The organism is Proteiniclasticum aestuarii, assembly GCF_017368455.1.
In the GTDB taxonomy this organism is placed as follows: domain Bacteria; phylum Bacillota; class Clostridia; order Clostridiales; family Clostridiaceae; genus Proteiniclasticum; species Proteiniclasticum aestuarii.
On record NZ_JAFNJU010000001.1, the window covers coordinates 1 to 24891 of the forward strand.

The window sequence follows — 24891 nt, forward strand, 5'->3', positions numbered from 1 at the left end:
TAGCGGCCAACTAAAATTTTATCATAGGAGTTTTTGTTCTTGAAGCTTAAGCTGATTTTGTCCACCTGCATAGCAGGTGGTTTATTTGTTTCAAATTAACCATTTGAAACGCACTAAAGTGACACAACGAAAATTCGGAGCATCCTCAGATGCTCCGAATAAGGGGAGATTATCCATTATCTGTTTCTGCCGAAGCCGTTGCCTCTGCCGCCACCGAATCTGAATCCGAAGCCGCCCATCATGCCTCTGCCTCTTTCTCCGTTTCCAAAACAGGTTGCCTGATTGTCTTCGATTCTCTCAAGAATATCATCTGCATATTCTCTGGAAAGACTGCCTTCTGCAACACGTTCTTCGATGATTTCCTTCTTCTGTTCAAACAGCTCCTCTTTGAACTCATCCAGTTTATCGGCTTCTGCAGCAATTTCACCATAGGTTTTACCTTCTTCATATCGCTCTTCTGCGATTTCCTCCATGGTTTTACCTGTGATGCCTGCAAGAGCTTCCTGCGGGGAGTCGTACTTTGCAGCCGCAAATACGGTCATGGAAGTCACTCCCAAGGCTAAGGTCAGTGCACCTGCTGCGACGATATTTCTTACATTTTTCATTTTCTTTTCCTCCTTGAATACGTTTGTTTTTTCATAGATTCTTTCTACAGTTACAATGTAACAGGACTTTGTGTCATAATTTTGTTTTTTCCTGACTATATTTGTGTTTTCCATCATTCTTGCACGAGAATCGGTAAGAACCACTGTTTTCACGGAATCTCAGGACTATTCATGGTCTACAGTTATCTGCCTCTGCCGCCACCGAATCTGAGTCCGCCCATCATGCCTCTGCCTCTTTCTCCGCTTCCGAAACAGGTTGCCTGATTGTCTTCGATTCTCTCAAGATATTCATCTGCATATTCTCTGGAAAGACCACCTTCCGCAACACGTTCTTCGATGATTTCCTTCTTCTGTTCAAACAGCTCCTCTTTGAACTCATCCAGTTTATCGGCTTCTGCAGCAATTTCACCATAGGTTTTACCTTCTACATATCGCTCTTCTGCGATTTCCTCCATGGTTTTACCTGTGACCCCTGCAAGGGCTTCCTGCGGGGAGTCGTACTTAGCAGCCGCAAATACGGTAAGGGATGTTATGCCCATGGCAAGGGTCAATGCACCAGCGGCTACGATGTTTCTGATTTTTTTCATTTTATGCGCCTCCATTTATGTTCTGTACGAAAAGAGGGTGTCCTCTGTACACACTCACTATATCCTCCATTTGTGTCATAAGTTTGTTTTTTGCAACTCTATGAAATAATTCTCTGAAAATCACAAAAAAGACAAAGAAATCCATTAGAATGGAAGTATGAATCACTAAACCGCCTTGAAAGGAAGATGGATTATGCCGAAAATACTGATTGCCGATGATAATAAACAGATCACTTCGATCCTGAGTGAATATGCGAAAAATGAAGGGTATGATGTGGATGTCACCTATGACGGCTCTTCAGCCCTGGACCACTTCAGGAAGAATAAATATGATACGATTCTTTTAGATGTCATGATGCCGAAAATGGACGGTTTTGAAGTCTGCAGAGAAATCAGAAAGACATCCAATGTACCGGTCATCATGGTCACTGCAAGAGGAGAAGATTTTGAACGCATCATGGGTCTGGATATCGGTGCAGATGACTATATCGTCAAACCCTTCTCTCCAGGTGAAGTCATGGCTAGAATCCGGGCTGTGCTGCGCAGAATGGAGCCTCAGGATGCCGAGGTGACGAAAAACATCTTCAGCTATGAAAACCTGAAGATCGACCTGGACCAGTTCATTGTGGAAGTCAATGAAGAAGTCGTCAGTCTCACGAAAAAGGAGATCGAAATTCTATGGACCCTTGCTACGAGCAGGAATAAACTGTTCACCAGAGAAAATCTTCTGGACAGTCTATGGGGCTATGATTACTTCGGTGATTCGAGAACCGTGGATTCTCACATCAAAAGGCTCCGGGCAAAGCTGGACCCCTATGATCATCCCAAATGGGAGATCAAAACTGTATGGGGTATGGGATATAAGTTCGAGGTGAAAGATGAATTATAAAATCTCACAGAAACTGATCCTGTTTGTTTCTTCACTTCTTATTCTGTTTTCTCTCATCATGAGTGTTTCTTTCACACTGATGTTTCGAAAAAACACCATGGACTATCAGAAGGCCGAAATTCAGGACAGAGCTGAAGTCATTGCCGAAAACCTGTCGGAATATCTTGATACGGAATCAGATACAGATCGCCACGGTATGGGCATGGGTGGTATGACTATGAATGGCATGAGAGGTTTCATGCCCTATCTCAATGTCATCGATGACATCGCCATGAGTGATGTATGGATTGTGAATGAGCATGAAGAACTGATCCTGAGAGGACACGGGACAGATCTTTCCTATAAGGAACTGCCCGAATCCGCAAATGAAGTGATAGAGGAGGCCATGCAAGGAAACATCTACTTCAGCGAGGGATTCAGTGACCTGCTGGGAGCAAGAACCCTGACCGTAGGAGCTCCTGTCCTGTCCGGCAATCAGGATGTCATCGCCGTGGTCCTTCTTCATACAGCCATCACTGGTCTGGAATCTGTCATCTACAGCGGTCTCCAGATTTTCATTCTCAGTGCAATGGTGGCACTGTTCCTGTCTGTCTTACTCGCCATTCTTCTTTCGAGAAGATTTGTGAAGCCACTGAAAAAAATGACCACCACTGCTGGAAGACTGTCCGAAGGCGACTATTCCGCCAAGACGCAGGTGTTCCAGAACGATGAAATAGGGGACCTGGCCAGAACTCTTGATATTCTCTCAGAAAGACTGGATCTGGCTTCCAGGGAAAGTGAACGTCTGGATCAGTCCAGACGAGATTTCATCTCCAGCATCTCTCATGAACTGAGGACCCCAGTCACCGTCCTTCGAGGATCTCTTGAAGCACTGAAGGATAAAGTCATCAGTGAGCCCGCTCAGGTGGAGGCCTATCACGAGCAGATGTTCACGGAAATACTGGCTCTCCAGAGACTGGTGGATGACCTGCTTAGCCTGACGAAGCTTCAGAATCCGGATTTCAGAATGCAGATGGAACCACTGAATCTGACTGAAGTGCTTAATGATGCAGTCCGAAGCATGCAGACCCTCGGAAAGAAAAAGGATATTGATCTGATCTACGACAACCCCTACGAAACACTTCTCTTTCATGGTGATTACGGACGTATCCGTCAGATGATCACCGCCGTCCTGGATAATGCCATAAAATTCTCCCCCAGCAGGGATCAGGTGAAAATCGATGCGGCTGTCTCAGAAGGAATTCTGCGGGTCTGTGTGACAGATCATGGAAAGGGAATCGATGAAGAAGATCTGGAACACATCTTTGAAAGATTCTACCGGCACAAGAATTCGGATTCCGTGACAGGCACCGGTCTTGGACTCGCCATCGTGAAAGAGATCGCTCAGCGGCATGATATTGAGATTGAAGTGGATAGTATTCCCCATAGCGATACGGTCTTCACTTTCGTCTTCCGCCTCATGGAAGATAAACCTCAATAAGGCTTGTAACTTCAGTGTTTATAGGGTATCATAAAGAAGTACGAAAGCGGCATGAATTTTATTGTTGACACAATACATATCTATGCTATAATAGTACGGTACAAGAAGAAACCACCGTTTCTCACCCTACGACTCGCGTTGTATGGTTAACAATTCATTCTTTAGTGAATTCGAGGACGGTACATACCGTCCTTTTTTAACGTCTTGAAACGTTGGAAAAGGCATGCAAATTCCGGAGGTGAAAATTATTAAACAAAACAACCCAATTAATTACGAAATAAGAGAAAAAGAAGTCAGACTTATTTCAAGCGAAGGCGAACAGATGGGACTCGTATCTTCAAAGGAAGCACTGAGAATCGCTGAAGAACAGAATCTTGACCTGGTTATGATTGCTCCGACCGCAAAGCCACCCGTATGTAAAATCATGGACTACCATAAGTTTATCTACGAGCAGCAGAAGAAGGAAAAGGAAGCCAAGAAGAATCAGAAGGTCATTACATTAAAGGAAATCAGATTCAGTCCTAAAATTGAAGAACACGATATTTCGATTAAAGCCAGCAAGGCCAGAGAATTTCTGGAGGATGGCGATAAGGTGAAGGTAACCGTAAGATTTAGAGGGCGTGAAGCGGCTTATAAAGAGAACGGATACAAAATTCTGGATAATTTCGCAACAAAGCTAGAGGATGTCGGTCAGATCGAGAAGCCTGCCAAGATGGAAGGGCGTAACATGATCATGATCCTGACTCCAAAGAAGTAACAAACTTTAGGAGGAATTAACTATGCCAAAAATGAAGACCCATAGAGGGGCAGCAAAGAGATTTAGAAAGACTGGAAGCGGCAAGCTTAAGAGAGGAAAAGCTTTCAGAAGTCATATCCTTACAAAGAAGTCCACTAAGAGAAAGAGAAATCTTAGAAAGACTGGGTATGTTTCTACAACTCAGGAAAAAGCAATGAAGAAATTGCTACCATACCTATAATAGAAGGATACAGGAGGATTAATAATGGCAAGAGTAAAAAGAGCCGTAAACGCTCGTAAGAATCATAAAAAAGTACTTAAGCTTGCAAAGGGATACTATGGCGGTAAGAGCAAGCTATTCAAGACAGCAAACGAAACTGTAATCAGAGCACAGAGAAATTCCTACATCGGAAGAAAGCTGAAGAAGAGAGACTTCAGAAGACTCTGGATTGCCAGAATCAATGCAGCAGCAAGAATGAATGGTCTGAGCTACTCCAGATTCATGAATGGTCTTAAGGTTGCAGGTATCGACATCAACAGAAAGATGCTTTCAGAGATCGCAATCCACGATCCAAAGGCGTTCACTGTACTTGTGGAAACTGCTAAGTCCAAGCTCGCATAATATCGAGAAGAAACATGGTCATTCGGTCTATAAACCGAATGACTGTTTTTTTATGGAGAAATCCTGATTCTTCCATGCATAGGCAGGGAAGGGCGATGAAAAGCAGGCACTTTACAAATTGCTTGAAATTTACTACTAAAAGAGTACAATGAATCGTGTTATTATAGAATGGTAGTATAAAAGAACAACCATTACAGGACGAAGAGGTGCACAATATGGAAGAGCTCAAAAAGAAACGAAACATGAGTCCATTCAAGATACTAGCCATAGGATTTCTGACCGTGATCCTGACAGGCGCAATCCTTCTCACGCTGCCCATTTCCACCCAGAGCGGAGAAGTCACAAGCTTTCTGGACTCCATTTTCACGGCAACATCTGCTGTCTGTGTGACAGGGCTTGTGGTTCTGGACACAGGAACCTACTGGTCCACCTTCGGACAGGGCGTCATTCTGACCCTGATTGAGATCGGTGGTCTGGGATTCATGGCCATGTCCACATTTTTCGCCATGGTTCTTGGGAAAAGGATCTCATTAAGAGAAAGACTGGTCATGCAGGAGGCATACAATACCTTCAGTCTTCAAGGCATCATCAACCATGTACGATATATGCTTCTCTTTACTGTATCTGTGCAGCTTTTTGCGGCACTGATCCTCATGACGCAGTTCATACCGGTCTATGGCATTGGAACAGGTATCTATTACGGCATATTCCATGCGATTTCCGCATTCAATAATGCAGGATTCGATCTTCTGGGGGGGTTCACTTCCATCACCATATTCAATGAGAATAAGATCATTCTGATCACACTGGCCATCGTCATCAACATTGGTGGCCTGGGCTATCTGGTGCTGAGAGAAATCATCAGTGGAGTTCGAGCAAAGCGGAAACTGAAAAACTTCAGTCTTCATGCAAAGGTTGTGCTGACCATCTCTGGTATTCTTCTTACCGTGGGAACCATCGCCATGCTGATTTTCGAATGGAACAATCCGGCAACCATAGAGCATATGAGTTTCGGAAACAAGCTGACCAATGCGTTCTTCTCTGCTGTGACGCCTAGAACCGCAGGATTCAACAGCATCTCAAATTCCGACATGTCTCCTGCAGGAAAGCTTCTCACCATGGGATACATGTTTGTAGGAGGCTCTCCCGGTTCCACCGCCGGTGGTGTGAAGACCACCACCCTAGGCATAGTAATCTTCACGCTGATTTCCGTTCTGAAAGGCCGTCAGGATGCGGAAGTGTATAAGAGAAGAATTTCCCAGTCCGTTGTGTTCAAAGCCATGGCCATCTTCATGCTGGGCATCACCATCGTCATCATCGGCGTCATGATTCTATCCATCACAGAAATAGGCGCTTCCTTTGAGACGATTCTCTATGAAGTCATATCAGCATTCGGTACCGTAGGACTCAGTCAGGGCCTCACCCCGACCTTGTCTTCGGTAGGCAAAGTCACCATCGCCATCATCATGTATCTGGGTAGAGTTGGTCCTTTAACGGTTATGCTGGCTCTGGCAGGAAAGCAGGAAAAGATCAACTACAAGTATCCGGAAGGCAAAATTCTAATAGGTTAAGGGAGAAAATAAGATGAAAGAAAAACAGATAATCGTAATAGGACTCGGACGTTTCGGCCAGAGTGTCGCAACGACCTTATTCAAGATGGGCCATGATGTACTGGCAGTGGATGATGATGAAAACATGATCCAGGAAATAGCGGATTCCGTCACCCATGCGGTGCAGATGGATGCCACGGATGAACTGGCCCTGAGAACACTGGGCATCAGAAACTTCGACATCGCTGTAGTTTCCATCGGTACCAACATCCAGTCTTCCATCATGGTCACACTGAACCTGAAGGAAGCGGGCGTGAAGAAGGTGGTGGCAAAAGCCACCAACGACATGCATGCCAGACTGCTTACAAAGATCGGAGCCGATAAGGTGATTCTTCCTGAACATGATATGGGAATCCGTGTAGCACATAACCTGGTGGCTGCCAATATCCTGGATTTCATCGAACTGTCACCGGACTATTCCATCGTGGAAGTACAGGCGCCCGTATCCTGGTACGGAAAAGACATCAAGACACTGGATGCCAGAGCGAAGTACGGCATCAACATCATGGCCATCAAATCCGATATGGACATCAACATTTCTCCCCGGGCCACAGATGTGATCCAGGAGGGTGATGTGCTGGTGGTCATCGGTTCCATTGATGACCTGAGTAAAATCGAAAGCCTGGTTACCAATGATTAAGGAGACTTACATCGAAAGCAGGAACAACAGCAGAATCAAAAGCCTGAAGAAGCTGAAGGAGAAGAAGCATCGTATGCGCCAGGGCCTGTATCTGGTGGAAGGATTCCGCCTTCTGGAGGAAGCATTCAGAGCGGGAAAAAAGGTGCACACGGTTCTTTACGAAAGAGGGAAGGAAGAGGAGTTCTCCCGCTACATCGCGCCCTATGCCGAAGAATCCGAGATCATCCTCACTGAAAATGATGTGATCCGGGACCTTTCTTCCACCGTGCATCCCCAGGGCGTCATCGGAGTGGTGTCCCTGGAAGACGCTTCCACTGAAGAGGTTCCAGGCAGAGGCGCTTCCTCTGAACTGCTGCTGTATCTCGACGGTCTTCAGGATCCCGGAAATCTGGGCACCATTATCCGTTCGGCCCACGCATCCGGCGCCAAGGGCATCATTCTTGGAAGAAACACCGTGGATCCCTACAACGAGAAAGTCATCCGAAGCTCCATGGGTTCCATCTTCCACCTGCCGATCTACCATCAGGGGGAAGAGACCCTGAGAGGATTTCTCGAGGCGGGATATCAGCTTGCGGTGACAAGCCTTGAAGCGGAAAAGAATCTCTTCCATGAGGATCTCACCGGAAATCTCATCATCGCCATCGGCAATGAAGGCAGCGGAATCTCACAGGAAATAGAAAATAAGGCGGATGTGCTGCTTCGCATCCCCATGCCGGGAAACGCCGAAAGCCTCAATGCGGCTGTGGCCGCTTCCATCATTCTGTTTGAACGGGTCCGTCAGATGGAGAACAGGTTTCTGAAATAAACTGTGATAATGCGGTTGATAAATTCAGTCATATCTTCTATAATAGGGAAGATACAAAACAATATTCATGCATGGATGAAGAGAGTAACTGCCCAAGCGTTCTAGACAGGGAATGAAAGCCACAGACTGTAAGCTTTCTGTAGAAACTGCGCAGCGAAGTTCACTTCGGAGCATCAGAGGGGAAACTGGAGTAGTCTCTGACGGGTAAACCGATACATTTAACTGAGCGGACGGGAGCACTCTCGTCAATCAGGGTGGTACCACGGATTCTTCCGTCCCTATTTATGAGGGACGGTTTTTTTATTTATTCGAAATGGAGGAAATTATGCGCGAACAAATTGAAGCCATCAAAAAAAGTTTCAACGAAAAAATCGAAAACCTGAAAAATGGTGAAGAGCTGGAAAAGCTGAGAGTGGAATATCTCGGAAAAAAAGGGGAATTCACAAAGATTCTGAGAAGCATGGGCGGACTCTCTCCTGAAGAGAGACCTCTGGTAGGTAAGCTTGTGAATGAAGCGAAAGAGGAACTGGAAGAGAAAATCCAATCCCTGAAGGAAGTCATCAGGGAAAGAGCCACCGAGGAAAAGCTGAGAAACGAAGTCATCGACATCACGCTGCCTGGTGTGAAGTCGCCCATGGGCGGTAAGCATCCGCTTATGATCACCATGGAAAAGATAGAGAACATCTTCCTGGAAATGGGATTCACCATAGAAGAAGGCCCTGAAGTGGAGCTTGATTATTATAATTTCGAATCCCTGAACATTCCCAAGGATCATCCGGCCAGAGGAGAGCAGGACACCTTCTACATTGACGATAATGTTGTCCTGAGAACCCAGACATCTCCTGTACAGATCAGAACCATCGAGAATCAGAAACCACCCATCAAGATGATCTCTCCGGGGAAAGTCTACCGTTCTGATGATGTGGATGCGACCCATTCACCGATCTTCTATCAGATCGAAGGCCTTGTCATAGACAAAGGAATCACCTTCGCGGATCTGAAGGGCACACTGGAGCAGTTCGTCAAAAAGCTTTACGGAGACGACATCAAGACCAAATTCAGACCGCATCATTTCCCATTCACCGAACCATCGGCGGAAATGGACGGGACCTGCTTCGTCTGTCACGGAGAAGGCTGCAAGGTCTGCAAGGGCGAAGGATTCATCGAGCTTCTGGGATGCGGTATGGTGCATCCGGAAGTCCTGAAGAAGGGCGGCATCGATCCTGAAGTCTATTCAGGCTTCGCATTCGGATTCGGACTGGACCGCATGACCATGCAGAAATTCGGCATCGACGATATCAGGCTTCTCTATGAGAGTGATATGAGATTCCTGAAGCAATTCAAGTAGGAGGAGAAACAGCATGAAATTACCAATCAGATGGTTAAAAGATTATATAGACATCAGTGTAGACGGAAAGACACTGGCAGATGATCTGACCCTTTCCGGCTCAAAAGTGGAAGGGCTTGAAAACCCTTTCGATGTGATCCAGAACGTGGTCACTTCAAAGATTCAGAAGATCGAAGCGCATCCGGAAGCGGATAAGCTGGTCGTATGCACCATAGACATAAACCAGGAGGAGCCCATCGTCATCGTCACCGCTGCGACGAACATGAAGGAGGGGGATGTTGTCCCAGTGGCCCTTCACAATTCAACGCTCTGGGAAGGTGTCAGCATCAAGAAAGGCAAGCTCCGGGGGATTGTTTCCAACGGAATGTTCTGCTCCGAGGAAGAACTGGGTTTGAATGAAAAAGGAACCTGTGACGGTCTCATGATCATGCCCGAAGACACCGAAATCGGAGTGGACATCAAAGAAGCACTGGGCCTCAACGGGGGGATACTGGACCTTGAAATCACCTCCAACAGACCGGACTGCCTCAGCATCCTCGGTCTTGCCAGAGAAACCCGTGCGATGTATGAAACCCCTCTGAAGAAGCCCTCTCTGACCTACCATCCGATTCCATCTGATGTGGAACCTGTGAAGGTATCTCTGGAAACTCCTCTGGCGAGAAGATACATGGCACGGGAAATCGTGGATGTGACCATTGGAGAAAGCCCTGAATGGATCAAGGCAAGGCTTCTGGAGGCCGGTGTAAGACCAGTAAACAATATGGTGGACCTTACAAACTTTGTCATGCTGGAAACCGGACAGCCCCTCCATGCCTTCGACAAGAGAGAGATCACTTCCGGCATCATCCGCGTCACCGAAGCAAAGGGTGGAGAGAAATTCACCACCCTGGATGAGAATGAAAGAACCCTGAAGGAGAAGACACTGCTGATCAATGACGACAAGACCATCATAGGCATCGCAGGAATCATGGGTGGTCTGGACTCTGAAATCAAGGAAGACACCACCAGAGTCATTCTGGAATCCGCCAATTTCGATGGCGTCACCACAAGGAACGCATCCTCTTATCTTAATCTGAGAACAGAAGCATCCACAAGATTCGATAAGGATATCGATCCTAATCTGGCAGAACTTGCCATGAACCGCATCTGTCATCTGATAGAGACGCTTGAAATCGGTAAAGTGCTGGACTATACCGTGGATGTCTATAACGAAAAAAGAGAGCCGAATCATCTGGAGGTTCCCGTTTCCTACATCAACGGTTTCCTGGGCACGGAAATCTCCGAAGAGAGAATGGTTAAGATCCTCAATGATCTGGAGATTTCCACCGATGTGAAGGAAGGAATCCTTACAATCGAAACACCGACTTTCAGAAACGATCTGCTTATCAAAGAGGACATCGCAGAAGAAATCGCTAGAATCTACGGATACAACAACATTGAGGCCACCATCCCTCATGTCAACGCTCCTAGAGGTGGAAGGTACCCTCATCAGATCCTGAGAAGGAAGCTGGAAGAGTATCTGGTGGCACAAGGACTTTATGAATCCATCAGTTACAGCTTCATTTCCAGAAAGGATCTGGACAAGGTGCTGATTCCGGAAGACTCCAGTCTTCGGGATATGGTGGAGATCCGAAATCCGTTGGGAGAGGATTTCTCCGTCATGAGAACATCCATGCTCTCCTCCATGATGGAGTCTCTGAGCAGAAACGAAGCCAGAAGCAATGATGAAGCATATCTCTATGAGATCGGAAAAGTCTACCTGAAAACAGAGAACGTGCTTCCGGAAGAAAAGGAGATGCTGACCATCGGTATGTACGGAAAGGACCTGTTCTTCCATCTGAAGGGCATTGTGGAAGTCATCGCGGATGAGTTCGCGCTGAAAAACGTCAGCTTCAGAAGAAGCGACAATCCTTTCTTCCATCCAGGAAAATCTGCAGACATTCTTCTCGGAAAGAAGGTTCTGGGCAGCTTCGGCGAAGTGCACCCTAGAGTCCTTGCCAACTACAATATGGATGAGGCTTCCTATGTGCTGGAAATGGATCTTCTGACACTCTATGACAGTGCAGATCTGGAAAGAAAATACACCGAGATTCCGAAGTATCCGTCCGTCACCCGAGACATCGCCGTTCTGGTGGATGATGCGGTTCTCGTTCAGGAGATGGAAAACATCTTCAGGAAACAGGGTGGAAATCTATTGGAAAGCTTCACACTCTTTGATGTCTATAAGGGTACACAGCTTCCAGAAGGCAAGAAGAGTGTAGCGTACAACCTGGTATACAGAAACAAGGAAAGGACCCTCACCGACAAGGAAGTCAATAAGGTGCATGATAAAATCGTGAGAACACTGGAGCATGTATTAGGTGCCACATTAAGATAGTTCATGAATTGAAGGCTGTTTCAGTATGAGTAAATCATCCGCTTCCGTGAAATAATGAGAAAGCGGATGATTTTTTCTCTGAAAAAGTCTATAATAGTCTTTACACGATGAGATTTGTTAGAATATTGGAAATTAACCGGCGCATCCGGCGCCGGATTAGAAAATGTACTTGAGGGGGGACCATTCTATGAACAAAGTTACTGTTAGAATCTGTGGACAGGAATATGTCGTCAAAGGGGAAGAGAAGGAAGACTATCTCAGAAAGGTTGGGAAAGAGGTCAATCATCTGATCACATCCGTCATGGAAAGAAACAAGCAGATCGATACCTCCTCCGCTGCGGTTCTCGCTGCCCTGAATTCCGTGGACAGAGCTTTCAAGAAGGATTTCGAAATTGAAGCCATCAAGAAGGAAGAAGGGTCTGTCTATCAGAAATCGGAAGGCCTCAAAGAAGAAATCAAACTGCTGGAAGAAGCAATGGAAAATCTGCAGAAGGAAAATCAGATGCTGCATGATAAGATCTCCACCTTCAGAAATGCCGATGAGAAGGGCAGACTATCCAAGGAACGTGAAATCAAAAGACTGGAAACGGAGCTGAGACTGACCCAGGACAGCGCCAAGGAATACCGGGATGAAAATGAGACCCTCTCCAAGCTGAACAAGGAACTGAAGTTTGAGCTGCAGTCCTATAAATACAAGGTGCTGGAGCTGCAGAAGAAGCTCTTCGACACCCAGCTGACCCAGACGAAAGACAACAGGGAAAAAAAGGAAAAGAATCCGATTCTGAAGGAAAAGCTGAAGTAGAACTTTATCTTTTCCGCAATCTCGGAAAGAATTCACAAAACCGGCACTGACAATGGTTCAGTTCCGGTTTTGTGTTATAATGGATAAGGAAAATTTTAGTAGATGAGGTAGATGAATTTGAATAATATAGAACTGCTGGCACCTTCAGGAAGCATGGAATCACTGATCATGGCCGTTCAGAACGGAGCGGATGCCGTATACCTGGGGGGAACCCGATTCTCCGCCAGAGCCTATGCTTCCAACTTTACGGAGCAGGAACTGGAAGATGCGGTGGATTACTGTCACAGCTATGGGGTGAAAGTGAATATCACGCTGAACACGCTTCTCAAGGACAGTGAACTTGATGAGGCTGTTTCCTATGCCCAGTTTCTCTACACCATCGGTGTGGATGCCCTCATTGTGCAGGATACAGGACTCATCTACAGGCTGCGCGGACTGCTCCCGGATTTCGAGCTTCATGCATCCACCCAGCTCACCATCCATAACGGGGAAGGAGCGCTCTATTTCACGGAGAAGGGAATCAGAAGGGTGGTACTCTCCAGAGAGCTCTCCTTTGAGGAAATCCGGCACATCAGCAGAGACCTGGGCGTGGAGACGGAAATCTTTGTCCATGGCGCCCTCTGCATCAGCTACTCCGGACAATGCCTCATGAGCAGCATTCTGGGTGGACGAAGCGGCAATCGAGGCCGATGTGCCCAGCCCTGCAGACTGCCCTACAACCTGGTGGACGAATTAGGTGTCTCCCGGGCCAAAGCCTACCTCATGAGTCCCAAGGACATCACAGCGGTGGACAACATGGATGAGATCATCGACTCAGGGGTTTACTCTCTGAAGATAGAAGGAAGAATGAAGCGGCCGGAATATGTGGCTGCGGCGGTGAAGTATTTCAGAGAAGAGATTGAAGGCAGGAAAGAAGCCTATCATAAGAATAACCTTTTAAAGGTCTTCAACAGAGAAGGCTTTTCAGACGGGTACTTCCACGGTAAAACAGGAAGGGATATGATGTCCTTCCATTATCCGAAGAACACCGGTGTACCCATCGGCAGGGTGAACAGTGACGGAAGCCTGACGCTTTCTGAACCTCTTCGTAAAGGAGATGGCCTTCGTGTAGGGGAGAAGGGACTCACCGTGGAAGGCATCCGAGACAGGGGTAATGTGAAAGAGAAAGCCCAGCCTGGAGAAACGGTGAAACTGACAGGCAGAAGCACACTCCCGGAAGGACCGTTATACAAGACCTATGACTTTGAACTCATGGATGAGCTCAAAAGAAGCCACAATGGACGCTATGACCGCAAGATCGGACTCACGGGAACACTGTTCTTCCAGGCAGGAGAAGAAGCCTCCCTTATGGTGGAGTATAAGGGCAAGACGTACCGAAGAACATCCAAGATCGTGGAAACCCCCATCAAAGCGCCCCTGACCTTAGAGCGGGTGGAAGAGGCGCTGAAAAAGAGCGGAGAGTCTCCCTATGTCCTCACTGCAATCCTTGTGGATCATTTCGGCGAAGGATTCCTGCCCATCAGAGAGCTCAATGAGATGAGAAGGCTTCTTCTGGAAGATCTTGCAGAGGACCAGGTGAAAAGCGCCAAGAGAACCCTGCCGGAGCATCCAGATAGGAAGCCTCATCCGATGAAACAGGAGATCAGAGAGAATCTGAGGCTGGTTTCGGTGTCCACCAAAGAGCAGCTCATGCTGGCCCTTGAAATGGGTGTGAAGGACCTCGCTTTGTATCCCTTCTACCGGGGAGCCCGATACATAAACTTCAGAGATGTGGCAAAGGTTCTGGAGGAGCACAAGGAGATCCGTCTTTATGTGAAGGTATCCAACATTCTAAGAACAGAGCTCCACGCCATCGTGGAGAAGGTGAAGAAACTGGAAGACCACGGCAGACTGGCCGGAATCATCACCAACAATGCCGGGGTCATAAGGCTTCTCGGGAAGGACTTCTACATCATCGGCGACTACAAGCTGAACATCATGAACAGTGACGCCCTGAACTTCTACGAGGAGGATCTGGCCATGTCCATGGTCAGTGAAGAGCTCAACCGGCAGGAGCTGAAGGGGCTGAAAAACAAAGAAAGATACATCACCATGGTCTATGGAAGACAGGAAATGATGCACAGCGAATACTGCCCCGTAGGGGCAACAGTAGGCGGCATGACTCGCGAAGTGCCCTGCAACGAGGCCTGCATGAGAGAAAGCTATCGCCTGAAGGACCGCATGGGGGAAGAGTTTCCCGTCATGACGGACATCTTCTGCAGAAGCTATATCATGAACGGAAAGCCGAAGAATCTTCTGGACAGCACGAAGGATCTTATGCATATCGGAATCCGGTCCCTGCGAATGGACCTCACGACGGAAAGCGCTGAAGAAGCCAGGGAAGTTCTCCATGCATTTCTCCACGGAGAAGCTCTGGAGCTCCCCTCATTTAACAGAGGACATTACAAGCGAGGTGTTGAATAGTGAAAGAAAAGAATCTGAACAAACTTGAATTCCATAAAATCAAGGAGAGGGTCAAATCCTACGCCGTCTCTTCTCCAGGAAAAGAGGGGATAGACGCCCTTTCTCCTCTCTCTGCAGCGGCGGAAATCGAGCGCGCCCTGGAAGAGACGAAGGAAGCCCTGAGCCTTCTGGAAGAGAAGGGCAGTGCTCCTTTTGAAGGCGTCTATGATGTGAGAAACGCCATCGCGTATATCGGAAAAGGGGGAACCGCCAGTGCGGAATCTCTTCTCAAGATCGCCAATGTCATGAAAAGCGCTCGTCATTTCAAGGACTATGTGGGCAAAGAGGAACACGCTTTCCATCTGAAGAACCTGGTCTATGGAATCAGTCCGCTGAAGCAGCTGGAAAATGCCATCTATCATGCCATCGTGGGAGATCAGGAAATATCCGATCAGGCCTCCGATGCCCTGCTGAAAATCAGGCGCTCCTTAAGAGACAAGACAGGCTCTGTCAAAGACAAGATTCAGAGCCTTGTAAGAGAAAACGAGAAATACCTCCAGGACAGCATCTTCACGGTTCGCGGGGACCGCTATGTCATACCGGTGAAGGCGGAGCATAAGGGACAGGTCAAGGGTCTGATCCACGATCAGAGCGCCTCCGGTGCCACGCTGTTCATAGAACCCATGAGCCTTGTGAATCTCAACAACGAGATCAAGGAACTCATGCTGAAGGAAAAAGCCGAAATCGAGCGTATTCTCATGGAACTATCAGGAAAAGTGGAAATGGATCTGGAAGCGGTGAAAAGAAACGCTTCCATCATCTATGAGCTGGATGTGATTTTCGCCAGGGCGAAGTACTCCAGCCGAATCGAGGGTACCAAGCCCGAAGTGAGAGAGGACCTGACCTTCAACCTGAAAGATGCCAGGCATCCTCTCATTCCCGACAGGGAAGTTGTTCCATCCACCATCTATATGGAGGACGGCATCACAACCATCGTCATCACAGGACCCAATACGGGCGGTAAGACCGTGACCCTGAAAACCGTAGGACTGCTCCATATCATGGCCATGTCCGGAATTCTCATTCCGGTGACAGATGGCTCCAGCATCGGACACTTCCGGGACATCTATGCAGACATCGGAGATGAGCAGAGCATCGAGCAGAGCCTCTCCACCTTCTCCTCCCACATGACCAACATCGTCAGCATCATAAAGGAGGCGGATGAGCGTTCCCTGGTTCTCTTCGATGAGCTGGGCGCAGGAACGGATCCCACCGAAGGAGCAGCTCTTGCCATGGCCATTCTCGAAACCCTGAAGGAAAGAGGCATCCGCATCCTGGCCACCACCCATTACAGTGAACTGAAAGCCTATGCGCTGAAATCGGACAAGACCGTCAATGCTTCCGTGGAATTCAATGTGGAGACTCTGCGGCCCACCTACAGACTCCTCATCGGTGTCCCCGGAAAATCCAACGCATTTCTCATCTCCAAAAGACTGGGCCTTCATGATGACATCATAGAGCGCTCCAGAGCCTTCATCGACCGGGAAGCACTGAAGTTCGAGGAGCTCATTGAAAGCCTTGAGAAATCCAGACGGGACGCCTCCAAGGATGCACGGCATGCGGAAAACATCAAAAGAGAGCTCCTCTCCAAAGAGGAGGAACTCAATCGAAAACTGGAACGGATCGATGAGATCCGGGAAAAAGCCATGCGAGACGCCAAGGCGGAAGGCAGAAAATATCTGGAAGAAGCCAAGGTGAAGGCGGATGAAATCCTCAAGCAGCTTCGGGACCTGGAAAGCAGCGTCGAGCTCAAGGACAGCCGAAGAAGCCTTCAGGAGATCCGGGATCATCTCAAGAAGAATATGGACAGCACCCAGCAGAAAGACCTCTTTGAAAAAGTGGAAGGGAAGGAAATCACTGAATTCAAGGAAGGACAGGAAGTCCTGCTCTCCACTCTGAATCAGAAGGTATCCATTCTGACGTTGCCGGATGCCAAAGGCGACCTCATGGTCCAGGCGGGCATCATGAAGCTCAGCGTGAACAAGAAGGATCTGGTGGAAATCAGAGAAGACAAAAAGCAGAAAAAGATCGCGAAAAGAGAAGCAAGGCTTAACCTGAAGCAGGTATCCATCAGCTGTGATGTGCGTGGACAGGACGCACTGGAAGCGGAGCATATTGTCGACATGTATCTGGATGAAGCCTCCATGGCGGGGCTCAATGAGGTCACCATCATCCACGGCATGGGAACAGGGATCCTCAAAGAGCATCTCTGGGACATGTTCAGACATCATCCGCATGTGAAGAAATACCGCCTGGGCGAGTACGGAGAAGGGGGAAAAGGGGTCACCATCATCACCCTGAAATAGATCTATGAAAGAAAAACTGCTTGTATCCGCCTGTCTTCTCGGGGAGAAGGTCCGATACGACGGAACAGGATTTGAGATCGAGGAAATGAATCGGCTAAAAGAGAGATACGAACTGATTCCCATGTGTCCGGAAGTTCTGGGCGGACTTTCTGTCCCCAGAGACCCTGCAGAAATCAGAAACGGTCTTGTCCTCACCATAAACGGGAAAGACGTGACGGAAAACTATGAGGAAGGTGCCCGAATCACCCTCGACTACTGCAGAAAAAACCACATCAGAAAAGCCGTTCTGAAGTCCAGAAGCCCTTCCTGCGGGAAAGGACGGATTTACGACGGAACCTACTCAAGGACACTCGTGGAAGGCCATGGCATAGCCTGCAGGCTGCTCATGGAAAACGGAATTGACGTGTATACAGAAAATGAAATCGGAGGATTGTGGAAATGACATTAAAGGAAGCGGCAGTAAATGCCAGAAAACTCATGATGCCCCAGTGCAGAATGTGCCCCCAGTGCGATGGCGTGGCATGCAGAGGGGAAGTGCCCGGTATGGGCGGAAAAGGAACTGGTTCAAGTTTCATAAGCAATTACAATGCACTGAAAAAGATCACACTGAATCTCAAGACCATTCATGATGTGAAGGAACCTGTTCTGGAAACCCAGCTTTTCGGACAGACACTCTCCATGCCGGTGATGCCGGCCCCCATCACCGGGGTGAACCTGAACATGGGCAACCAAATTACAGAAGAGGACTACATCCGTGCTGTGATTCGAGGGTCAAAGACTGCAGGCATCATTCCCATGGTGGGAGATTCCGCCTATAAATCATTCATCGAAGACAACCTGAAAGTACTGAAGGAAGAATCCGTTTCAGGCATCCCCTTCATCAAGCCCTGGAACAATGAAGAGCTTCTGTCAAGAATCGATCTTGCCATGACGTCCGCACCTCTGGCTGTCGGTGTGGACATCGATGCCGCAGGACTGGACACCCTGAAGATGCACGGGCAGAGAGTCGACCCCAAATCCATCCGCGAACTAAAGGAGATCAAGGCGCATCTTTCGGTGCCTTTCATTCTCAAAGGCATCATGACCGTGGAAGAGGCGAATCTTGCAGTTCTTGCTGGAGCGGATGCCATCGTGGTTTCCAATCATGGAGGAAGAATCCTGGACCATACCCCTGCAACAGCAGCCGTTCTTTCAGCCATCGCAGAGGCTGTGGATGGCCGGCTGAAGGTGCTGGTGGACGGTGGCGTCCGAAGTGGCGTGGATGTGTTCAAGCTTCTGGCTCTGGGTGCGGATGCGGTCCTCATCGGAAGACCCTTTGCCCAGTATGCCATCGGCGGCGGCGAGGAGGCGGTCACGCTCTATGCGCAGAAGATCTACAATGAGCTGAAGGGCGCCATGCTTCTTACCGGATGCAGGGACCTTGAAGCGATCCGGGATTCCGGGAAGAGCCTGATCAATCTCCCAAGTAATTTGTTATAGTTCTGACGATAGATAAGATGATTATGAATATCATGACACAGCTTGACACAATTTAACAGGTTGACGGTCCCGAAAGGGAAGTTTTCGCGGAATTTATATAGTTCTTCGGCTTCAATTGATAATGTGAATGGGATATTTTATACTGAAAGAAGATGAACCAGCGGGTTTCATCTTCTTTTTGAAATCCGTTGTATACGTTATCAGAACACTAAGGGGGAAATAATTTTGATTACCAGCTTGAAAGAAATCGTAAGCCAGGCAAGAAATCAGAAAAAGCGCATCGCTGTGGCTTCTGCGGAAGACAAGGATGTGCTGATTTCACTGTCTGAGGCGGAAAGACATAATATGGCCAGTTTTCTGCTGTTCGGAGATGCCCTGAAGATCAGAGAAACCATGGAAAAGAACAATCTCCTTTTCCGTCATGCAGAGATCTTTGACTGCAAAACACCGGAAGAGGCTTCTTATATGGCCGCCAGAGCCGTCTCAGAAGGAAAGGCGGACATCATCATGAAAGGGCTTGTGGACACCAAGGTGCTTTTAAAAGCGGTCCTCAGCAAGGAGCTGGGGCTAAGAGGAGACACACTCCTGTCTCATGTGATGGTCTACGAAATGAAAAGCTATCCCAAACTGATTCTTCTCACCGATGGGGGAATGGTCATGAAGCCCAGCCTGAAGGATAAGGAAAGCATCATCAGAAACGCAATGGTGCTGGGCAAGCTTTTTGAGCTCCATCCCATGAAGGTTGCTGCGCTCTCTGCTGTGGAGAAAGTAAATCCCAATCTGGAAAGCAGCGTGGATGCGCAGGAGCTTCAGAAGATCTTCAAAGAAGAGAAGGATGTGGTGGTGGAAGGGCCCTTGTCCTTTGATATCGCCATTTCCAAAGAATCTGCAGCGCATAAGGGCGTCACAGGCGAAGTGCCTGGAGATGCGGATGTGCTGCTTGTGCCAAGCCTGGAAGCTGGAAACTTCCTGGGCAAATCCTTTACCTACATGGCCGGTGCAGAAAGCGCAGGCATCATTCTGGGCGCGAAATGCCCGGTGATTCTCACATCGCGTTCCGATTCCAGTGAAGCAAAGCTGAACAGCATTGCACTGGCAGTAATGATGACTTTATCCAAGGGGGAAAAACAATGAAATCACTGATGACAGGTAACGAAGCTCTTGCAAGAGGAGCTTATGAGGCAGGGGCGCATTTCGCTTCCGCCTATCCAGGCACTCCCTCCACTGAAATACTGGAGAATCTGGCCAGATACAAGGAAGTCTACTCGGAGTGGGCACCCAACGAAAAAGTGGGCATGGAGGCGGCTTCAGGAGCATCCATCATGGGTGCAAGAGCCCTGACCACCATGAAGCATGTGGGCCTTAATGTGGCTGCAGACCCTTTCTTCACCATGGCCTACATCGGCGTCAACGGAGGACTGGTCATCATCAACGCCGATGACCCTGGGATGCATTCCTCCCAGAATGAACAGGACAACCGCTACTACGCTCTGCACGCCAAAGTGCCCATGCTGGAACCTTCCGACTCGGAAGAGTGCCGCATCTTCGTGAAGAAAGCCTATGAAATCAGTGAGGAATTCGATACACCGGTACTGATCAGAACCACCACCAGAGTGAATCATTCCAAGTCTCTTGTGAATCTGGAAGACCGGAAGGAAGTGTCCATCAGAGAATACAGGAAAGACAAGCTGAAAAACGTCATGACGCCGGGTCATGCTCAGCGAAGACATCCCATCGTGGAAGAAAGACTCGTCAGTCTGAGGCACTTCAACAATGCCTCCAGCCTGAACATCGTGGAGAAAAACACGAAAAAGCTGGGCATCGTCACTTCCGGGATCTCCTATGCCTATGCAAAGGAAGTCTTCGGAGAAAATGCTTCCTATCTGAAGCTGGGTATGACATTTCCACTTCCCACCGAACTCATTCTAGAGTTTGCCGGGGACATGGAGGAGATTATAGTCATCGAGGAGAATGAACCCTATCTGGAGAAGGAGATCAAAGCCCTTGGGATTGTCTGCAGAGGCAGAGACGTGCTACCCATCTGCGGAGAACTGAATCCTGAGACCATCAGGGAAGCCTTCCTGGGCGCCGAGAAGAAGGAAATGATTCCCATGGAATCAAAGTCTCCCACAAGACCTCCTGTGCTCTGCGCGGGCTGTCCGCACAGAGGATTCTTCAATGCGCTGAAGACTGACAGAGACATCATCGCTTCCGGTGATATCGGGTGCTACACCTTAGGGGCCATGGATCCCATCAATGTGACGGATACCGTCATCTGCATGGGCGCTTCCATTTCCGCCGGTACAGGAATGCAGAAAGTGCTGGACATACAAGGAAACACAAAGAAGAAAGTCTTCTCCTTCATCGGGGACTCCACCTTCTTCCACTCCGGCATCACCGGACTTGTGAATTCCATCTACAACAAGATTCCTGTGGTCACCGTGATCATGGATAACAGAACCACAGGCATGACCGGGCATCAGGAAAATCCCGGAACCGGAAAAACCCTCATGGGCGAAGAGGCAGGGGACATCAACATACCGATGCTGGTGCGTTCTCTCGGCATAAAGGATGAGAACATCAAAATCATCAATCCCTACTATCAGGACAAGGCGAAAGAAGTGGTCAAGGAAGCGAAAGCCGCCACGGAGCCCTTCGTGATCATCACCCAGGAGCCCTGTGCACTGCTGAAGGATGTGCAGATTCTGAGGAGAAACTCCTATGTGGAGATCGACCAGGAGAAATGCAGAAAATGCAAGACCTGTGTAAGAACCGGATGCCCTGCCATCTACATCAAGGATGGAAGCGTGTTCATCGACAGAGAGATGTGCAACGGATGTACGCTCTGCTACCAGGTATGTCCATTCGATGCCATCGAGAAGAAGGGGGATCTTGTCAATGCGTAAGGAAGCCAATATATTGTTTGTAGGTGTAGGCGGTCAGGGAACCATATCCGCATCGAATCTTCTGTCTGCCGCACTCATCGAACTGGGATATGACGTCAAAATGAGCGAAGTGCATGGTATGGCTCAGAGAGGCGGAAGCGTCTCCACTCAGGTGCGGTACGGAGAGAAGGTCCATTCTCCGCTCATCGAGAAGGGAACAGCGGACTACATCATCTCCTTCGAGAAGAGCGAATCGGGAAGATGGCTTGAATTTCTGAAGGAAAACGGCACCGTCATATCCAGTGACCATGAAATCAGGCCGTACTCCGTGAACATGGGGAAGGAAGTCTATCCGGAAGGAATCATCGAGGAAATGCAGGAAAAGGGTTATCATGTGAAATCCGTGGATGCGCAGAGTAAAGCCCTCGAACTGGGAAACGCGAAAGTGGCCAACATGGTTCTTCTGGGCATGCTGGCAAAAGATCTGGGCATGGAGAAAGGTCTCCTGGACAGGCTCATAGAACAGTATTTCAAACCCGCTCTTCAGGAAGTGAACCTGAAGGCCATGGATCTGGGTTACAGTCTATAGAAGTTACAGAAAACCAAAGCAGGAGCCTCAAAAAGGAGCTCCTGCTTTTTACATTCTCATTATTAAAGATTTCTGTCTATAGGAACAGGGATAGGGCGCTGTAGACCAGAAGGAGCGCCATGATGGTATTGATGATTCTGCCCTTGTCCGAAAACAGTTTCCGGAAGAGGGACCCGAACAGTGCCCACAGAACGGTGCACAGAAAGCCCACCACTGCCAGAAAGACTGCGAAGAGAAGAAGAATCCCCGTTTCTCTGTAATGGGGCAGAATGTAAGATCCCATGGCGGTGATACTGTAGATGTAGAGCTTGGGATTGATGAACTGAAGAAGCACCCCAGGAAGAAATCTCGCTTCGGTCATTTTTCCCGTCCGGATCTCTTTTCCGCTGGTCATGATTTTGTAGGCCAGATAAAGAAGATATGTCGCACCGATGACAAGCATCACAGGCTCCGCCTTCGGAATGGTACTGAAGAAAAGACTGGAAAACAGGGTGGTCATCACCATGACCATGGTGGTCCCGAGAAAAATGCCCAGATTGAAGGGATAGCTCTTTCTGAATCCCATTCTGCTGGCATGGGTCATGGACATGATGTTGTTAGGCCCTGGGGTAATGGCGGTGATGATGATGTAGGTGAGAAAGGCTGCTGCGTTCATTTGGTTCCTCCGATCGGTCCTGCAATTCTATATCTCATTACTTTAGAGCTATTTCCAGTTCCTGTCAAAACTTTTTTTCATAGACAGGAAGGAGAAAAGAGCGACTGAAAAAGCCGAGATGCACATTCATGCTTCTCGGCTTTACTCTACTGATTGCTTGCTTCCTTGGAATCCATGGGCGTCGGCTCTGTAAGAACCAGATTGAAATCTGAAACGAATTTACTGTGACCATCAGCCAGTTCACTGAGCTTCGTCATGAACTGCTTCTTTTCCCAGAGAACTTTATCTTTCAGAGCGCCATACTTCGCCAGCAGATTCTCTATTCTTTCTTCCGCTTTTTCCGTTTTTTCTCTTTCCAGCTGCAGCTCCAGTTCCAGCTCTCTGTTTCTGCTCTCCTGTTCCATGGTAAGTTCTTCCAGGAACTGCTGAATGCCGCTGAATTCCTTTTTGAAGCCATTGATCTGAAGATCGGAATATTTCCTCTTCTCTTCGGAGAGGTTTTCTTCCACTGCCATTCTCAGATTTTTTTCCTCATAGAGTTTATTTCTGATGGCTTCGTTGGATTTTTCGGCCTCTGCCAGGCGATTCTCCAGCACTTTGATTTCCTGCCTCAGACTGAGACCGATTCTTTTTTCTTCATCCACCTGAGCATAGGCGAGAAGCTTCGCTTCTTCAATTTTCTCATCAAGAAAAGCTGGATCTTCAAGGTTTTCCAGTTCTTTCACCTGGAGATTCAGGCGTCTCATTTCTTCATTGAGTTCATGGATCCTTTCATGGAGTTCATGACTTCTGGTCTTTTCCTCCTGAAGCATGGCTTCGAGAGCATCCTTTTCGCTCCTGAGCTCCATGATGGTCTTTTCGAAATCTCCAGTGCCTTCTTCCAGTTTACGGGTGTATTCTTCGAGAAGAGATTCGTTGTTCTGGATAATGCTGTTTTTTTCATTCAGCTCTTCCAGAAGAGAATCCATTTCCTGCTGCATTTCCTGAAGATTTCTGTTCTGTTCAGATTTCAGCGTATGCAGCTCATTTTCAGCGGTCTGCTTATCCTGGGTCAGTTTCATGATGTTCTTTCTCAGATTCTGGTCGCTGCACTGAAAATTGCTGTTCATGGCATTGATGAAGTCAATGACTTCCGTCGGATTGTACCCACCGAACATTTTCTTCTTGAATCTTCCCTTGAAGTAATCCTCATTGTAGCTGTTGATGTTTTCCGTCTTTGCAGTATGTTCCATTCATGCGCCCCCCACTATAGGTATATTTCTTCATATCCATAGAAACTCATGCATAATACTCGCTTATGTTTTAATATATTATATATTTTATAAACTAGTACGTCAACAATAATCCATAGCACTTCGAAATTACGGGCAAAGACTTTCTCTGGAAAGGATGGATTCACTATACCTCCTGGACTTCAACAGCATGGAGCGCACTCATGAAATCAAATTCATTCATGATCCTTCTGAACCAGAAGGTATATTTCTCAGGCCTATCTGTCATGTCTTTTTTCAGGTCCTCGAGGGATATCCATCTGTAATCATGAACCTCTTCCTTGTTGATAACAGGATTCCTTTCATATCGCCCAACAAATACATGATCATATTCATTTTCGATGATGCCGTTGTCAAAACGGATCTCATAGGACATTTCATGGACGTGGGTAAGCTCCGTATCAAAGCCCATTTCTTCAGGCAGCCTTCTATGCACGGCAGAAAGAGTGGTCTCTCCGTATCTTGGATGACTACAGCAGGTATTGCTCCAAAGACCCGGTGTATGGTATTTGGATAGGGCTCTCTGCTGAAGCAGAAGCTCATTTTTCTCATTGAACACAAAGATGCTGAAGGCTCTGTGCTTCACGCCCTTGAGATGCGCTTCCGCTTTACCCATGTATCCCTGAAAAGTGTCCTGTTCATCTACGAGTATCAGTATATCTTCCATTATTCTATCTCCATTCACTTCAAATATTTGAATTAT

Annotated in this window: 23 protein-coding genes and 1 other annotated feature; of the genes, 18 read left to right on the forward strand and 5 right to left on the reverse strand. The window is 47.9% G+C overall.

Annotation, left to right across the window (positions count from 1 at the left end; all coding sequences use genetic code 11):
- Window positions 1–176 precede the first annotated feature (176 nt).
- On the reverse strand, window positions 177–605 hold the full coding sequence (locus J3A84_RS00005; RefSeq protein ID WP_207597945.1) for a hypothetical protein: 429 nt from the start codon (window positions 603–605) through the stop codon (window positions 177–179).
- Window positions 606–787: 182 nt separating this feature from the next.
- Window positions 788–1192, reverse strand: coding sequence for a hypothetical protein (locus J3A84_RS00010; protein ID WP_207597946.1), 405 nt, complete (start codon window positions 1190–1192; stop codon window positions 788–790).
- 193 nt (window positions 1193–1385) lie between these two features.
- Between J3A84_RS00010 and J3A84_RS00015 the strand changes: the two genes are divergently transcribed.
- From J3A84_RS00015 to J3A84_RS00100, 18 genes are all read left to right on the forward strand, one after another.
- Window positions 1386–2081 carry a response regulator transcription factor gene (locus J3A84_RS00015; RefSeq protein WP_207597947.1) on the forward strand — a complete coding sequence of 232 codons (696 nt, stop codon included), beginning with the start codon at window positions 1386–1388 and terminating at the stop codon, window positions 2079–2081.
- Complete coding sequence (locus J3A84_RS00020) at window positions 2071–3561, forward strand: sensor histidine kinase (protein ID WP_207597948.1); 1491 nt, start codon at window positions 2071–2073, stop codon at window positions 3559–3561. The genes J3A84_RS00015 and J3A84_RS00020 overlap by 11 nt, the downstream gene beginning before the upstream one ends.
- Before the next feature lie 223 nt (window positions 3562–3784).
- The gene (gene infC / locus J3A84_RS00025; protein ID WP_207597949.1) at window positions 3785–4318 is read left to right on the forward strand and encodes a translation initiation factor IF-3; all 534 of its coding nucleotides are present in this window, start codon (window positions 3785–3787) and stop codon (window positions 4316–4318) included.
- 22 nt (window positions 4319–4340) lie between these two features.
- Window positions 4341–4538 (forward strand): 50S ribosomal protein L35, encoded by a 198-nt coding sequence (gene rpmI / locus J3A84_RS00030; RefSeq protein ID WP_207597950.1) that lies wholly within the window; start codon window positions 4341–4343, stop codon window positions 4536–4538.
- A 24-nt stretch (window positions 4539–4562) separates the two neighbouring features.
- A complete protein-coding gene (gene rplT, locus J3A84_RS00035; protein ID WP_207597951.1) occupies window positions 4563–4919 on the forward strand; it encodes a 50S ribosomal protein L20 in 357 nt (118 codons plus the stop codon).
- Between the two features lie 215 nt (window positions 4920–5134).
- Window positions 5135–6490, forward strand: a complete 1356-nt coding sequence (locus tag J3A84_RS00040) for a TrkH family potassium uptake protein (RefSeq protein WP_207597952.1) — start codon at window positions 5135–5137, stop codon at window positions 6488–6490.
- A gap of 13 nt (window positions 6491–6503) precedes the next feature.
- Window positions 6504–7169, forward strand: a complete 666-nt coding sequence (locus J3A84_RS00045) for a potassium channel family protein (protein WP_207597953.1) — start codon at window positions 6504–6506, stop codon at window positions 7167–7169.
- On the forward strand, window positions 7162–7974 hold the full coding sequence (locus J3A84_RS00050; protein WP_207597954.1) for a TrmH family RNA methyltransferase: 813 nt from the start codon (window positions 7162–7164) through the stop codon (window positions 7972–7974). The genes J3A84_RS00045 and J3A84_RS00050 overlap by 8 nt, the downstream gene beginning before the upstream one ends.
- A gap of 63 nt (window positions 7975–8037) precedes the next feature.
- Window positions 8038–8257, forward strand: a binding site (T-box leader).
- 42 nt (window positions 8258–8299) lie between these two features.
- Window positions 8300–9322 carry a phenylalanine--tRNA ligase subunit alpha gene (pheS, locus tag J3A84_RS00055; RefSeq protein WP_207597955.1) on the forward strand — a complete coding sequence of 341 codons (1023 nt, stop codon included), beginning with the start codon at window positions 8300–8302 and terminating at the stop codon, window positions 9320–9322.
- Window positions 9323–9335: 13 nt separating this feature from the next.
- Window positions 9336–11699 carry a phenylalanine--tRNA ligase subunit beta gene (gene pheT, locus J3A84_RS00060; RefSeq protein ID WP_207597956.1) on the forward strand — a complete coding sequence of 788 codons (2364 nt, stop codon included), beginning with the start codon at window positions 9336–9338 and terminating at the stop codon, window positions 11697–11699.
- A 187-nt stretch (window positions 11700–11886) separates the two neighbouring features.
- Complete coding sequence (locus J3A84_RS00065) at window positions 11887–12501, forward strand: cell division protein ZapA (protein ID WP_207597957.1); 615 nt, start codon at window positions 11887–11889, stop codon at window positions 12499–12501.
- Window positions 12502–12618: 117 nt separating this feature from the next.
- Entirely contained in the window at window positions 12619–14964 is a 2346-nt protein-coding gene (locus J3A84_RS00070; RefSeq protein ID WP_207597958.1) for a U32 family peptidase, read from the forward strand.
- Window positions 14964–17309: an endonuclease MutS2 gene (locus J3A84_RS00075; RefSeq protein WP_207597959.1), complete on the forward strand. Its 2346-nt coding sequence runs from the start codon at window positions 14964–14966 to the stop codon at window positions 17307–17309. Before J3A84_RS00070 ends, J3A84_RS00075 begins: the two co-directional genes overlap by 1 nt.
- Before the next feature lie 4 nt (window positions 17310–17313).
- Window positions 17314–17751 carry a 2-thiouracil desulfurase family protein gene (locus J3A84_RS00080; RefSeq protein WP_207597960.1) on the forward strand — a complete coding sequence of 146 codons (438 nt, stop codon included), beginning with the start codon at window positions 17314–17316 and terminating at the stop codon, window positions 17749–17751.
- Entirely contained in the window at window positions 17748–18788 is a 1041-nt protein-coding gene (locus J3A84_RS00085; RefSeq protein ID WP_207597961.1) for an alpha-hydroxy-acid oxidizing protein, read from the forward strand. The genes J3A84_RS00080 and J3A84_RS00085 overlap by 4 nt, the downstream gene beginning before the upstream one ends.
- A 225-nt stretch (window positions 18789–19013) precedes the next feature.
- On the forward strand, window positions 19014–19922 hold the full coding sequence (locus J3A84_RS00090) for a phosphate acyltransferase (protein WP_207597962.1): 909 nt from the start codon (window positions 19014–19016) through the stop codon (window positions 19920–19922).
- Window positions 19919–21694: an indolepyruvate ferredoxin oxidoreductase subunit alpha gene (gene iorA / locus J3A84_RS00095; protein ID WP_207597963.1), complete on the forward strand. Its 1776-nt coding sequence runs from the start codon at window positions 19919–19921 to the stop codon at window positions 21692–21694. Before J3A84_RS00090 ends, iorA begins: the two co-directional genes overlap by 4 nt.
- Entirely contained in the window at window positions 21687–22262 is a 576-nt protein-coding gene (locus J3A84_RS00100; protein WP_207597964.1) for an indolepyruvate oxidoreductase subunit beta, read from the forward strand. The genes iorA and J3A84_RS00100 overlap by 8 nt, the downstream gene beginning before the upstream one ends.
- 76 nt (window positions 22263–22338) lie before the next feature.
- Here J3A84_RS00100 and J3A84_RS00105 read toward each other — a convergent pair whose 3' ends face one another.
- The 3 genes from J3A84_RS00105 to idi form a co-directional block, all read right to left on the reverse strand.
- Entirely contained in the window at window positions 22339–22917 is a 579-nt protein-coding gene (locus J3A84_RS00105) for a LysE family transporter (protein WP_207597965.1), read from the reverse strand.
- 146 nt (window positions 22918–23063) lie between these two features.
- The gene (locus J3A84_RS00110; protein WP_207597966.1) at window positions 23064–24149 is read right to left on the reverse strand and encodes a coiled-coil domain-containing protein; all 1086 of its coding nucleotides are present in this window, start codon (window positions 24147–24149) and stop codon (window positions 23064–23066) included.
- Window positions 24150–24315: 166 nt separating this feature from the next.
- Window positions 24316–24855 carry an isopentenyl-diphosphate Delta-isomerase gene (idi, locus tag J3A84_RS00115; RefSeq protein ID WP_207597967.1) on the reverse strand — a complete coding sequence of 180 codons (540 nt, stop codon included), beginning with the start codon at window positions 24853–24855 and terminating at the stop codon, window positions 24316–24318.
- Window positions 24856–24891: the final 36 nt, after the last annotated feature.